12 protein-coding genes and 1 pseudogene are annotated in these 13963 nt (G+C 66.9%); 7 read left to right on the top strand and 6 right to left on the bottom strand.

Annotated elements, in window-relative coordinates; translation table 11 throughout:
• Positions 1-12: 12 nt before the first annotated feature.
• Both LEL84_RS01845 and LEL84_RS01840 read right to left on the bottom strand, forming a co-directional pair.
• A complete protein-coding gene (locus LEL84_RS01845; protein ID WP_226513176.1) occupies positions 13-198 on the bottom strand; it encodes an excisionase family DNA-binding protein in 186 nt (61 codons plus the stop codon).
• A 219-nt stretch (positions 199-417) separates the two neighbouring features.
• On the bottom strand, positions 418-1572 hold the full coding sequence (locus LEL84_RS01840) for a tyrosine-type recombinase/integrase (RefSeq protein WP_226513175.1): 1155 nt from the start codon (positions 1570-1572) through the stop codon (positions 418-420).
• A gap of 395 nt (positions 1573-1967) precedes the next feature.
• Here LEL84_RS01840 and LEL84_RS01835 point away from each other — a divergent pair, with 395 nt between their 5' ends.
• Together LEL84_RS01835 and LEL84_RS01830 are read left to right on the top strand one after the other, a co-directional pair.
• A complete protein-coding gene (locus LEL84_RS01835; protein ID WP_226514222.1) occupies positions 1968-3230 on the top strand; it encodes a TrkH family potassium uptake protein in 1263 nt (420 codons plus the stop codon).
• A complete protein-coding gene (locus LEL84_RS01830; RefSeq protein ID WP_226513174.1) occupies positions 3223-3888 on the top strand; it encodes a potassium channel family protein in 666 nt (221 codons plus the stop codon). Before LEL84_RS01835 ends, LEL84_RS01830 begins: the two co-directional genes overlap by 8 nt.
• A gap of 24 nt (positions 3889-3912) precedes the next feature.
• Here LEL84_RS01830 and LEL84_RS01825 read toward each other — a convergent pair whose 3' ends face one another.
• The 4 genes and pseudogenes from LEL84_RS01825 to LEL84_RS01810 form a co-directional block, all read right to left on the bottom strand.
• Positions 3913-5025, bottom strand: coding sequence for a CaiB/BaiF CoA transferase family protein (locus tag LEL84_RS01825; protein WP_226513173.1), 1113 nt, complete (start codon positions 5023-5025; stop codon positions 3913-3915).
• Positions 5022-5666, bottom strand: coding sequence for a TetR/AcrR family transcriptional regulator (locus LEL84_RS01820; RefSeq protein WP_226513172.1), 645 nt, complete (start codon positions 5664-5666; stop codon positions 5022-5024). Before LEL84_RS01820 ends, LEL84_RS01825 begins: the two co-directional genes overlap by 4 nt.
• A pseudogene (locus LEL84_RS01815) lies at positions 5647-7256 on the bottom strand (class I adenylate-forming enzyme family protein). The gene LEL84_RS01820 and the pseudogene LEL84_RS01815 overlap by 20 nt, the downstream one beginning before the upstream one ends.
• Positions 7253-7891 (bottom strand): nitroreductase family protein, encoded by a 639-nt coding sequence (locus LEL84_RS01810; RefSeq protein WP_226513171.1) that lies wholly within the window; start codon positions 7889-7891, stop codon positions 7253-7255. Before LEL84_RS01810 ends, LEL84_RS01815 begins: the two are co-directional and overlap by 4 nt.
• Positions 7892-8029: 138 nt before the next feature.
• Here LEL84_RS01810 and LEL84_RS01805 point away from each other — a divergent pair, with 138 nt between their 5' ends.
• From LEL84_RS01805 to LEL84_RS01785, 5 genes are all read left to right on the top strand, one after another.
• Entirely contained in the window at positions 8030-9976 is a 1947-nt protein-coding gene (locus LEL84_RS01805) for a flavin-containing monooxygenase (RefSeq protein WP_226513170.1), read from the top strand.
• 19 nt (positions 9977-9995) lie between these two features.
• Entirely contained in the window at positions 9996-10814 is an 819-nt protein-coding gene (locus tag LEL84_RS01800) for a sulfurtransferase (RefSeq protein WP_226513169.1), read from the top strand.
• Positions 10811-11386: a GNAT family N-acetyltransferase gene (locus tag LEL84_RS01795; protein ID WP_205334116.1), complete on the top strand. Its 576-nt coding sequence runs from the start codon at positions 10811-10813 to the stop codon at positions 11384-11386. The genes LEL84_RS01800 and LEL84_RS01795 overlap by 4 nt, the downstream gene beginning before the upstream one ends.
• An 89-nt stretch (positions 11387-11475) precedes the next feature.
• Positions 11476-12498: a cell division protein ZapE gene (zapE, locus tag LEL84_RS01790; protein ID WP_226513168.1), complete on the top strand. Its 1023-nt coding sequence runs from the start codon at positions 11476-11478 to the stop codon at positions 12496-12498.
• A gap of 218 nt (positions 12499-12716) precedes the next feature.
• Positions 12717-13955: an HNH endonuclease gene (locus LEL84_RS01785; protein ID WP_211540518.1), complete on the top strand. Its 1239-nt coding sequence runs from the start codon at positions 12717-12719 to the stop codon at positions 13953-13955.
• The last annotated feature ends 8 nt before the right edge of the window (positions 13956-13963 follow it).

The raw sequence follows: 13963 nt of genomic DNA, 5'->3' as shown, positions 1-13963 counted from the left end.
CGTTTGGGGGCCTCAAGCGGCACCACCAAACGGACGCATGGAAGCGTCAACCTCGTTGAGGTCCAAGCGTACGAATTTGCCGTTGCGATAACCGCGCAACCGGCCGTCAGCGATCATCTGCCGGACTGTGCGGTCAGTGACGCCGAGATAGTCGGCAGTGTTTTTGATGGTCGCCCACTGGCGACGAACAGAGGACATCGGGGAAGAGACTCCAGACACAAGACAACCGCCGACGACGGCTTGTTAGGTGTCCTTTTCGCCCCACGTCGGGGACCCGGCGTTCGTGACAGAACCGATCGGCGGTTACTGCCTTCCGCGCTCAGATCGTCCTCGGCGTCCTACGGCGTACTCCGGTCTGAGTCTCTTCGAGTGCGATCCTACATGGCACTTCCGCGCACTTCCCTAGTGCGACACAAACTATCCGTCGGCGAGTCTCGAGAGCATGGCCGCAATCTCGCGGTCTCGGCCGTCGATCACGTGCTGATAGCGCAGCGCCGCCGTCGGTGTTGAGTGCCCTAGTCGGTTCATCAGCTCGGCCAGCGTGGCGCCCGTGGAGGCCGCGAGCACCGCACCGGTATGCCGGAGGTCATGGAACCGGAGGTCGTCGCGTCCGGCAGCGGAGCGCGCCGGGTAGTAGTGCCGGTAGAACGTGCTCGGTGCGAGGTAGCCGCCATGGTCGGCCGGGAACAGCAGCGCACCGGCGCCGGAGTCGACATGCTCGGCCAGGTGCGCTTCGATCGTCGGTAGCAGGTGCGGCGGAATCGACACCGCTCGCTCCCCCGCTTCGGATTTCGTGGTGTCCTTCCGCCGTTCCCCCGACACCCGCACCGCGCCCTTGCTCACGTCCAGCTCACCGGCGATCAGCACACCGTCACCGTCACGGACCAGCACGACGTCGCCGCGAGTCAGTGCGGTCAGCTCACCGAAGCGCAACGCGCACCACGCGGCCAGCAGCACCATGACCTTGAACCGCTGCGGCATCGCCTCCACAATGGCCGCGAGCTGCTCGAGGGATGCGGGCCGAATCTTCTTCACCCGCTTGGAGTATCCGGCGCCAGTGATGATGCAGGGGTTCGTCGGGATCAGTGAATCGCGGACGGCCGTGGCCATGATCGTCGACAGGAGGCTGTACGCCTGGGCGGTGTACGACGGCGTCGCCGTCCCTTCGTCAGCGTGCCAACGCTTCACGTCCTCCGCAGTGATCGATCCGACCGGCAGCGCCCCGAACGTCGGGAGCAGGCGGTGACTTAGCAGCGCCTCGTAGTGCTCGCGGGTGCGGGCCTTGAGTGGCCGGCCATTCACCAGACGGTGTGCGAGCCACTCGGCCGAATACTCCGAGAACGTCGTCGACCTCGCGACCGGCGCGTCTGGCCGCGGCGGTGACCACAGCTCGCGGTCGATCTCGCGCCGTCGGTCCGTCAGCCACGCCTCGGCGTCGATCTTCGCTGCGAAGGTGGACGGCGCCGCGTAGACACGACCGTCTGGGCCGCTGTAGGAGGCTTGGTACCGACCGCTCGGGAGCTTGCGCAACCGGCCGAACGACCGTCGGGTGCGCGCCTTCTGTCGTGCCATAGTGACCCCCTCGTGCAACATACGTGCAATAAGAACCTACCAAAGGTTCCGCTTGCTTCCGCACCCTTCACGCGATACTGTCTCGAATACCAGCAGCTCAGAGCACTAAGCCGCTGGTCAGGGGCCACACCGCAGATGCACCATGATTCAAGTTCAATCCTTGTATCGCGCACCACGAAACCCCCGGTGACTCCGGGGGTTTTTCGTATGAGTCGACGCCCGGTGCGGCGGACGGCAACCCCAGCTGAGTGGGGATACTGTGAGCGATCGTGACCGAGCATCCGACTGATCGCCGTCGCACCATCCGGCGGGCGGCGGCGCGGGCTGTACTGACACCGGCGCGGGTGGTGGCGCTCGGCTTCGCGGCCGCGATCGCTGTCGGAACGGTTCTGCTCATGCTGCCGGTGGCCACGCAGAGCGGAACCGGCCCGGGCCTGGTCGATGCCCTGTTCACCTCGACCTCGGCCACGTGTCTGACCGGCCTGATCGTCGTCGACACTCCCGTGTACTGGTCGGGTTTCGGGCAGGGGGTGATCCTCGCGCTCATCCAGATCGGCGGACTCGGCATCATGACGATGGCGTCGCTGGTGGGCCTGTTGCTCGCCAACCGGATCGGCCTGAAGGCCAGACTCAACACCGCCGCCGAGGCAAGAGCTTCCGGCCTCGGAGATGTCCGCTCGGTCATCGTCGGAGTGGTGCGGGTGAGTCTGATGTTCGAGGCGGTCACGGCCGCGATACTGGCGCTCCGATTCGCCCTCGGATACGACGAGGCCCCCCTACGGGCATTGTGGTTGGGCGTCTTCCACTCGATCTCGGCATTCAACAACGCGGGTTTCGCGCTCTTCAGCGACAACATGATCGGCTTCGCCGAGGACCCGTGGATCTGTGTGCCGTTGATGATCGCGGTGATCTGCGGTGGGCTCGGATTCCCGGTCCTCTTCGAGATCGGCCGCCGACTCCGGCAGGGCCGCACCGGTTCCGCGCCGCGGCGATGGAGCCTCCACACCCGCCTGACCGTCGTGGTGACGGGGATTCTCCTGGTGGCGGGGGTCGGATCGGTTCTCGCCCTCGAATGGTTCGGCACGCTGCAGCACCACGGCTTCGGGTCGAAGCTCCTCATCGCCTCGTTTCAAGGTGTGATGCCCCGCACCGCGGGCTTTAACAGCGTCGACTATGCGCAGATGGACGATGCAACCCTGCTCGTCACCGACATTCTGATGTTCATCGGCGGCGGCAGCGGGGGCACCGCAGGCGGGATCAAGGTGACGACTCTCGCGGTGCTGCTGTTCGTCATCGTCGCGGAGGTCCGAGGCGACAGATCGGTGACGGCGTTCGATCGCCGCATCGAACCGCGGCTGCAGCGGCAGGCGCTGACGGTGTCGGCGATAGGTGTTGCTCTCGTCGCGGTACCGACCGTGGTGCTGCTGGCCGGCACCACGTTCGATCTCAATGTCCTCCTGTTCGAGGTGACCTCCGCCTTCGCCACCGTCGGACTCTCGACCGGCATCACCGCCGCGTTGCCGGACTGGGGGCAGTTGATACTGGTCGCGCTCATGTATCTCGGACGGATCGGGCCCATCACCCTCGTCAGTGCGCTCGCTGCGCGGCAGCGCGGCCGTCGCTACGAACTCCCCACAGAAAGGCCGTTCATTGGCTAGGCAGGCACCCTCCGACGTGGTCGTCGTCCTCGGACTCGGACGCTTCGGCAAATCCCTCGCTCTCGAACTGATGGACCAGGGCACCGAGGTACTCGGACTCGATTCCAGCGAACCCGTCGTCCAGAAGCTGGCCCACCGTCTGACGCACGCGGCGGTGGTGGACACCACCGACGAAGAATCGTTGCGCCAGTTGTCGGTTCACGAATACGAGCGGGCGGTCGTCGGAATCGGTTCCGACCTCGAGGCGAGCCTGCTCACGGCCTCGGCCTTGATCAACCTCGGGGTACCGAACATCTGGGCCAAGGCGATCAGCCATTCGCACGCGAAGATCCTCTCCCAGATCGGCGTACATCACGTCGTCCGACCCGAACACGACATGGGCAAACGAGTCGCACACCTCGTCCGGGGACGCATGATCGACTACATCGAATTCGACGACGGCTTCGCCATGGTGAAGACCTCACCGCCGTCGTCGGTGGTCGGCCGGCCCCTCGCCGAGACCGCGATCCGGACGAAGTTCGGTGTGACGGTGGTGGCGATCAAACGTCCGGGCGAGGGATTCACCTATGCGACGGCCGACACCGTTCTCGCAGCGGACGACACCATCATCGTCTCCGGGCAGGTCCGCGACGCCGAACGTTTCGCCGATCACACCTAGCCGACCGTCCACAGACGACCACCGTCAGCGGAGTCGTTCGGCTCCTGACGCCGCCTGCCACCCCGCGAAGACCTCGCGCAGGGTTGTTGCCGTCGGCCGGGAGGGTGGAGGCAACGCGGTCCGGGAGAACCGCGGTGCCGGCGCGGGGGCGATCGCACCGTCGACGCGCACGAAAGAACCGCGTTGCACCGCGACCGGGTCTGCGGCGGCCTCGTCGAAGTCGAGAACTGGTGTCACGCAGGCGTCCACACCGTCGAACACACTCCCCCACTCGTCGCGCGTACGCGACCCGAAGCGGGCTTGCAGTGCCGCGCTGATCACCGGCCACGCGGCACGGTCCCACCGGTCGGGCAGGTCGCCGATGCCGAGGGTGTCGATCAGGTTCCGCCAGAACTTCTCCTCGAGCGCGCCGACGGCGACGAACTTGTCGTCGGCGCACCGATACGTCGCGTAGAACGGCGCCGAGCCGTCGAGCAGGTTGCCCTGGTCCCGAGAACCCCAGCGTCCGGCGGCCTTCCACGACCACTGCAGCGCGCCGAGTAGTCCGGCACCGTCGACCATGGCGGCGTCGATGACCTGGCCTCGGCCGGTCCGCGAGCGGTCGTGCAGAGCGGCCAGCACGCCGACGACGAGCAGCATCGATCCCCCGCCGAAGTCGCCGACGAGCGAGAGCGGCGGCACCGGAGGCGCGCCGGCCGGACCCATCGCCTCGAGCACACCGGTGACCGCCAGGTAGTTGATGTCGTGTCCGGCTTTCGCGGCACGATCCCCGTCCTGACCCCACCCGGTCATGCGCGCGTAGATGAGTTGCGGTGCGTCGGAGCAGATCTCGGGACCCAGGCCGAGGCGTTCCATAACGCCCGGCCGGAACCCCTCCACGACGATGTCGGCGCGCCGGATCAGCTCTCGGATGCGGGCCACGTCGTCGGGGTCCTTGACGTCGGCGTCGACGGTGCGTCGCGACCGGTACAGACCGGCGTCGGCATCCGGGATACCGTCGGGCCCGGGCAGATCGGGGCCGGGCCGCCGGATCCGGATGACGTCGGCGCCGAGATCGGCGAGCAGCATGCAGGCGTGCGGGGTCGGCCCGAGTCCGGGCATCTCGACCACCCGCACGCCGGCGAGTGGTCCGCTCACGACGTCGGACGATGGTGGAGAACGCCACCGATCGTGAAGTCGACGTAATCGCGGACCAACTGGTCGACATCGTGAGAGTCGTTGAGCCACCAGCTGATCCCGTTCATCAGGTCCAGCACCGCGATCGCCGACTGGTGTGGGTCGCGGACCTCGAACAGCCCCAGTCGGGCGCCGGCGGCGATGACATCGCGAGTTCGACGCTGGTAGTACTTCCGATAGTCGGTGACCACCCGTCGGTGCTCGGGTGTCAGCGCCGACAATTCGCGAAGAGCGACAAGGTGTTCCACCCGGTGCCGCGCCAGACGCCGGACGTGGGCCTCGATCAGGTTCGTGAGCCGTTCGACGGGACCGCCCTCGGCATCGAGCAGCAGCAGATCCTGTTGGGGGTCCTCGGTCATCCGCAGCGCGATGGCGTAGAGGATCTCCTCCTTGGACTGAAAATGGTTGTACAGGCTCGCGCCTCGCATACCGACCGCCTGGGCGATGTCACGCATCCCGGCGTTGGAGTAGCCGTGATCGGCGAAGTAGCGGGCCGCGGCCTCGACGATCTCGTCGCGGCGTCGGCGGGGCCGCCGCGCCGGCGCCGTCCGGTGTTCGTCGGTTGCCGCGTCGGCGTCGATCTCAGCCCTGACCGGTTCCATAGGCCTTCCTCAACTCGCGCTTGAGCAGTTTGCCCTGGGCGTCGGTCGGCAACGCGTCGACCACGTGGACCTCCTTGGGCACCTTGTACGATGCCAGGTCGGTCCGGCAGTACTCACGGATGTCGGCGCCGGTGTGTTCCGCGCCGGCGCGGAGCACCACGAATCCGGTGACCGCCTCCGACCAGTACGGGTCGGGCAGCCCGACGACGGCGGCACGCTCCACGTCGGGGTGCGCCTGCAGGACACGCTCGACCTCTTGCGACGCGACGTTGAATCCGCCGGTCTTGATCATGTCCTTGCGCCGATCCCGGAAGAACAGGTTGCCCTCCGCGTCGATGCGGACGATGTCGCCGGTGTGCACCCAGCCGCCCTCGAAGACCTGCGCGGTGCGCTCCGGGTCCTTGAAGTAGCCGAGCATGACCGACGGTGTGCGACAGAGCAGCTCGCCCTCGTCGGCGTCGTTGCCGTCGGCGTCGACGACCCGGACCTCCAGGTGACCGACCGGCTTGCCGATCCAGGTCGGGTCCTGGTCCGGTACGTCTTCGAGCCGCCGGAACCAGCCCACCGAGCCGAGCTGGGTGAGCTCGGACTGTCCCCAATAGGTGCCCCACACGGACTCCGGGGTGGCCGCGGCCCACGCGTCGACCGCGTGCGGTGACACCTGACCGCCGTAGGTCAGGCAGCGGCGCACCGAACCGACGGTGTCGGCTCCGAAGTCCGGGTGGTTGGCGAGCGCGATGAAGAAGGTCGGCGTCTGGGCCAGCACCGAGATCTTCTCGTCGCGGATCATCCGCAACGCCGTCGCCGGGTCGACCGAGGCCGGCAGCACCAGGGTGGCGCCCAGCAACGTCAACGAGGTCAGCGAGCCGATCCCGGCGATCGTGTGGAACGGCATCACGTAGAGCCACACGTCGTCGTTGCGGCAGCGCAGCCCCACGTGTACGCCGGCGAGGTGGAGATGAGGTAGTTCCGATGGGCGATCTCGACGCCCTTCGGCGTCGACTCGGTGCCGCTGGTGTAGACGATCATCGCGAGGTCGTGTTCGTCGACCTCGCAGTCGGGTTCGGAATCGTTAGCCGCCGCGACGGACTCGTCGAACGAGTTCCACGAGTTCGCCTCGTCGTCGCCGACGACGAGAACCGAGATACCCAGACCGTCCGCGATGGGGCCGGCCAACGCGGACAGCGGCTGCTCGACGACGAGCACCGCCGGTTCCAGGTGCCGGAGCTGCTGGGCGACCTCGCCCTCCCGGAACATGGGACTGACGCCGGAATACGCGGCACCGACCTTGAGGGCGCCGTAGTAGGTGGCGACCGTCTCGACCCGGTTACGACTCATCACCGCAACGCGATCCCCGCGCCCGACGCCGAGGTCGAGCAGCACATGGGCGACCCGGTTGGCCATCGTGTTCAGCTCCGCGTACGACGTCGACGTCCGGCAGCCTTCCGCGTCGTAGGCCACGATCGCCGGGGTCGACCCCTGGGACCGGGCCAGGCGACGCAGCTGGTCACCGATCGTGGCCCGGCCCAGCATCGAGGTCTGTGCGGGAGAGAGAGTGCGCGTCGAGGGGTTCACGGCGGGGGCGCTCACGCGAACATCCGGTTGTCGAAGCGGTCGAGGAAGGCGATCTCCTCGACCGGAGTCCGGGACAGCTTGCGCGGGAAGTCGTCACGCGGATAACCGACGGCGATGTGGGCGGCGGTGAGATAACCCTCGGGGATGCCGAGGAGGTCCTTCACCTGGTTCTCGGCAGCGCACAGCAGGGTCGTCAGCGCAGTGGCCACGCCTTGCTGCCGAAGCGCAAGGGTGAGGTTCTGGACGCTCGGGTAGATCGACGCACCGCCGACGACGCTCAGCCTCCCGAGCTCATGGTCGGTCGGGTGCAGTCCGTCCATCTCGGCGCACACCACGATCAGGGCGGGCACCTCGGCGAGGTGGTGCGCGAAATAGTTGGCGCTCTCCACGGTCTTGGGGATGGCGCCGACCTTCTTCGACCCCTCGACGACTGCGGCGTAGTAGCCCTCCCAGAACGGCAGGTAGAGGTCGGCGAGAGCCTTCTTGGTCACCTCGTCGCGGACGACAACCCAACGGACGGGTTGGCGGTTGCCGCCCTGCGGGCCGAATCGCGCGTCGTCGAACGCCCGGAACAGCACCTCGTCCTCCACCGGACGGTCGCTGAAGTAGCGGCAGGTGCCCGTCGTGCGCATTGCCTCGCTGAGATCCATGTCAATCCTCCGTGCTCACTAACCGTTGTTAGTATGACTGAGGACACAGTGACACAGCCGGCTTTGGTCGTCAAGAGCCGTCAGACGGAGCTGAAGGCGGTGTTGACGTCGCACTACTAACAGTGGTTAGTTTGAATTATGACATCTGTTTCGCTGCGTCCGGAGACGCGCCCGACCACAGCGGAGATCCGGGCATTCGTGGCGGCGGGCAACATCCCGACCCTGCTCGCGGTCCTCGTGGAGATGACGGGTGACCACCGGTGGATGGCCGATCGATACCGCCCGACGCGGAGCCGAGGCATGGACGACAACTCCTCGGGCGGGCTCGGAGAGGACGTCCAGCAGGAGATCCGCGCGGCGGTCGTCGACGCCCTCGAGGACTGGTACGACCACGGCCGGCCCGCGCGGAAGCCGGCCGACGAGGCACTCGTCGCATCGTTGATGTCGTTCACCGCGGGCGAGCAGGTGGCCCCGGAATTCGCGCCGATGATGACCGAGATCGTCCGCGGCGACCTCCGGGACACACATCTGCCGGCGTTGCCCGACGATCTCGCCACGTCGATGGACGCATTGGTCATCGGCGCCGGTGTGGCCGGCATGCTGATCTCCACGCAACTCGCCGAAGCCGGCGTCGAGCACACCGTGCTGGAGAAGAACGACGAGGTCGGCGGCTCGTGGTACGAGAACCGCTACCCCGGCGCCGGCGTGGACACGCCGAGCTACCTGTACTCGATCTCGTCCTTCGACCACCCGTGGTCCACGCACTTCGGCAAGCGCGACGAGGTGCAGGGCTACCTGCAGGCCTTCGCCGACCGGCACGCGGTGCGCGACCGCGTCCGCTTCGGCACCGAGGTCCTCTCGGCTGCCTACGACGCCGAGACCCAGCGCTGGACGGTCCACGTCCGTGACCGCGAGGGCCACCCGGACACCCTGACCGCCCGGATCCTCATCAGCGCAGTCGGTCTCCTCAACCGCCCCAAGCTTCCCGAGCTTCCGGGGATGGACGACTTCACCGGTCCGATCTTCCATTCCGCGCAGTGGCTCGACGAACTCGACGGGCCCGGCGCGCTCACCGGCAAACGGGTCGCCATCGTCGGGTCCGGTGCCAGCGCGATGCAGATCGGGCCGGCCATCGCCGATCGGGTCGGATCGCTGACGATCTTCCAGCGCTCGCCGCAGTGGATCGCGCCGAACGATGACTACTTCGCGCCGGTCGGCGACGACGTGCACTGGCTGATGGACAACCTCCCCGGGTACCGGGAGTGGTACCGCGCACGGCTGTCGTGGATCTTCAACGACAAGGTCCACTCGACCCTGCGCATCGACCCGGACTGGCCCGAGCCGACCGCGTCGATCAACGCCGTCAATCACGGTCACCGCGAGTTCTACCTGCGCTACCTGCGCAGCGAACTGGGTGACCGCGACGACCTCATCGACCTGTCGACGCCCGACTATCCGCCCTTCGGGAAGCGGATGCTGTTGGACAACGGCTGGTTTCGCATGCTGCGCAGGCCGAACGTCGAGCTGGTACCGCACGGCGTCGAACGGGTCACCTCCGATGGACTCGTCGACGGCACCGGCACCGCCAACGACTTCGACATCATCGTGTTCGCGACCGGATTCCACAGCGACCGCTACCTCTACCCCATGGACATCGTCGGACGCAGCGGGCAGAACACCGTCGAGGCGTGGGGTGATCACGACGCGTACGCCTACCTCGGGATCACGGCGCCCGACTTCCCCAACCTGTTCATCCTCACCGGACCGAACACCGCACTGGGACACGGCGGCAGCTTCATCAGCATCCTCGAGTACCAGGTGCGCTATGTCTGCGACGCCCTGCGCGCGATGATCGAGAACCGGCTGGGCGCACTGGAAGTCCGGCGGGACGTCACCGAGGAGTACAACGACGCCGTCGACCGCGCCCACGCGCAGATGGTGTGGACGCATCCGGCGATGACCAATTGGTATCGCAACCCCGACGGACGCGTCGTCGCCGTCCTGCCGTGGCGGATCGTCGACTACTGGGCGCGGACGCGCAGTGTCGACCTCGACGATTTCGTCGCCGAACCCCTCGGCGACTGACGGGACTACCGTGGCTGTCATGACGCCTCTCATCTCCGCCACCGATCTCGCCGCCCGACTCGGCGAGGAGAACCTCCGCATCGTCGACGCCACCGTCCATCTGACCTTCGATGCCGACGGCGCACACGTCGCCTCCGGTCGGGAGACCTATCTGGCCGGGCACCTGCCCGGCGCGGTGTTCGCCGATCAGATCACCGACCTCAGCGACCCCGACGGCGAGGCACCGTTCGCCGCAGCAGACTCCGCGCGTTTCGCCGATGCGGTCGGCCGCCTCGGCATCGGCGACGACTCCACCGTCGTCGTGTACGACACCGCCAACGGCATCTGGGCCACGCGACTGTGGTGGCAGTTCGGACTCGAGGGCTTCGACGACGTACTCGTCCTCGACGGCGGATACGCCGCCTGGACCGCGGCCGGCCTCCCGGTCGAGACCGGCGAGGTCACGACCACCCCGGCTTCGTTCACTCCGCGCCGCCGGCCCCAGCGGATCGTCTCCACCGACGAGGTCGCGGCCGCCACCGGCGATTCGTCCGTCCTGCTGGTCAACGCGCTCGACCGGGAGTCGTTCGCGGGCGGCCACATTCCCGGCAGTGTCAACGTGCCGTTCGCCGAACTGGTCGACGACGCGGGGCGACTCCGGCCGCTCGAGGAGCTGCGCGCACTGTTCGCAGACGTCGGCGCCCTCGATCCGTCGGTACGCCCGGTCACCTACTGTGGCGGCGGGATCGCCGCCACCGCAGCGGCTTTCGCGCTGCACAGCCTCGGACGCGACGACGTCGCGGTCTACGACGGATCGATGAACGCCTGGACCGCCGATCCGGCTCGTCCGCTGTCGTGACCGACCCCGGTGCCGCCGACCTCGCCGATGTCACCGTGGAGGTCGTGACCGACCCCGCAGCGGCGGCGGGAGTAGCCGAGGTCGCCGCCGTCACGTTCCCGCTCGCGTGCCCGCCGCACGCTGCACCGGCCGACATCGAGAACTTCGTCGCCGACAACCTGCGGGAGAACAGCTTTCGTGATCATATCGCCGATCCGACTGCCGATGTCCTGGTCGCGCGCGACGGTGTCGGCGGACCGATCCTCGGCTACGCGCTGGTGCTGCATGGCGACCCAAGGCACCCCGACGTGTGTGCGGTCGTGACCGAGCGTCCGGTGAGCGAGATCTCGAAGATGTATGTGCTGCGCGACCATCATTCGCGGCAGGGCGCGACTCCGTCGCACCTGCTCATGGGTGCCGCGCTCGATCGCGCACGGTCGCACGGCAGCGCTCTGGTGTGGTTGGGCGTGAACCAGCTCAACGTCCGGGCCCAGCGGTTCTACACGAAGATGGGTTTCGAACGCGCCGGCGCGAAGACCTTCACCCTCGGTGACAGCATCGAGCACGACTACGTGTTCACGCAGCGGCTGTGAGCCTTCGGTTCGATCGGACGTCGCACCTGGACTGGTGACTTCGGCCACGCGCTGTCAAGACACCACGCTTTCCGTGTGACCATTCGAGAGTGTCCGCAGAGCGTCATGCAGTAGTCACCGCGATCTCGGCGGCGGCCGCCGACGCCGGGATCGTGCTGGACCCTCAGCAACGGCTACTCGTCGATCGGCTCGCCGTCCTCGTTCCGGAGGGACGCCGGCGGACACGACGCTCGTCGGGCCCGCGCGGGCTCTATGTCCACGGTTCGGCCGGTCGGGGCAAGACGTGGCTGGCCGATGCCTTCTACAACGTGAGCCCCGTACCGAGGAAGACGCGGATCCATTTCCACAGCTTTTTCGAGGAACTCCAGCGCCGAGTACACGAGCACCGGCACGACCCGCACTCGCTACGCCTGGGCATGGACGATGTCCTCGGCAACAGCGAGCTGTTGTACTTCGACGAGCTTCACGTGCACGACTCCGGGGACGCACGTCTCCTCATCCGATTGCTGGAGTACGTGCTCGCCCGCCGGATCACCGTCCTCGCGACGTCGAACTACGCCCCGGATGACCTTCTGCCGAACCCCATCTGGCATCACCTCTTCGAGCCCGGCATCACGCTGATCAAGAATCATTTCGACGTCCATCACCTGAACGGGCAGACCGACTACCGCACATCTCCCCGCGGGGACTCCGTCGGCTTCGCCGCGGGAACTTGGATCACAGTGCCGCCGTCAGGTCGCGTGTCCGAGACCACCCAGACAGTCGGGCTCACTGTTCGTGGGCGACGTTTCGAGGTCCACTCCGAGCGTGACGGGTGTCTGCAGGCCTCGTTTGCGCACTTGTGTGACGCGCCGGTGTCAACCATCGAGTATCTGACGTGGGCGCGAATGTATCCCCGATGGACGATCACCGACGTACCGACATTCGATGTCGCCGACGAGGAGGCGCAGCAGCGGTTCATCAACCTTGTGGACATCCTGGTCGACGAGGACATCGCCGTCACGTTCACCTCGCCCCACTCCTTGCCCGACTTCTGCGCCGCCGCAACGGCCTCCCGTCCCGATGCATTTCGTATGACCAGTCGTCTGCGGTTGATCCGCTCGACTCCGTAATCGCGGCGTTCCGCCGTCGTGGTCGAATCCCTGGCGTTTTCTTGAGTCGAACCAACTTAAGTTCGCGCCACATCACGGGACAACCGGATACTCCTGTGACTGAAGGTGCGTTCTCGTGGTAATCACGCCTCGATCCACATTCTCAGAGTGATTGCAGTGCAACAGTATTCATGTGCAAAACCCCTGGCGCTCGCCAGGATGTCGAGTACCTTGGAGGCATGACCGATCTCACACTGCTTCTCGATCAACTGGTCGACGCCGAGTCACCAGCTGATGATCCCGCCGGGCGTGCAGCTTTCATCGAGCTGGAGACGCTGCGGCTTATGCGGAACGTGATCGATCACCGGATCGCCATGCGCTCAGCAAAACTGGGTCGCCTACGAGTCGCTGAGCGAAACCACTCGACGCTACGGAGACTGCTGATCGAGATGGGCTTCGCGCCCGCTGTGGCCTCGCGAATCGTGCGGATCGTTGACAGACTAGAAGATCTACCCAAGGTTGCCGGCCACGCCGCCGACGGCCGTCTTTCCGCCGAGATCGTCGACGCCGTCGCCCGCGGCCTGGATCACATCGAGAAGCGCTCGGCCACTGCGCTTGTCGACGACGACCGAGCCGCCTTCGAGACCGAGTTGATCACCCAGGCACTGTCCGGGGCCACGCCCGCAGAGGTGCTGCGACGTGCTCGAGCCCTCGGCAACACGGTTGCCGAGACCAACGGCGGAGTCCCGGCCGCCGAGGATCGGACACTCAATGCCGTCGTCCACAACGTCACCGACGATGGCCGGGTCGAGATCGCCGCCGACTTGACCAACGTCATCGGCGAGAAGTTCATCGCCATGATCGACGAGCGCTCCGTCCCGCGACCCGAACCCGACGGCGCCGGCGATCGCCGCTCGCCCGCAGAACGGCGCGCCGATGCGCTCGAACTGATCCTCGACCAGGCATGCCTGGGCGCCACCGTCCAGACCGCGGGAGCCCCACGCACACAACTGATCCTGACCATCCCCGCCGACGCCACCGACCTCGGCACCCTGCCATGGACGGGCACCATCACCGACACCACCGCCCGCGCTCTCACGTGCGACGGCACCCTGACCGAGATCGTGGTCGACTCGGCCACCGTGCCCCTCGACATGGGTCGCGAAAAGCGGGTCTTCCCACCGGAATTGCGCAAGGCCGTGGTCGTCCGGGACGCCTGCTGCATCAAATGTGGTGCGCCACCGTCACATACCCAGGTCCACCATCTCGAACACTGGGCGGACGGCGGAACGACCAGCCTGGACAACGGCTGCTTGCTCTGCCAGCGATGCCACACGCAGGTTCACCTCCATGGCTGGGACGTCGTCCTGGGTTACGACCGACATCCGTGGCTGATACCACCCGTCGAAGTCGACCCCGCGCGCCGACCGCTCCCCGCCTACAACCGACGCACCATGCGCCTCGACGACGCCGCCTGAGTCACCGG

The organism is Gordonia sp. WA4-43 (assembly GCF_020520305.1).
GTDB lineage: Bacteria > Actinomycetota > Actinomycetes > Mycobacteriales > Mycobacteriaceae > Gordonia > Gordonia hongkongensis.
Note: the sequence above shows the minus strand (reverse complement) of the source record. Positions and strands in the feature narration are given on the sequence as shown.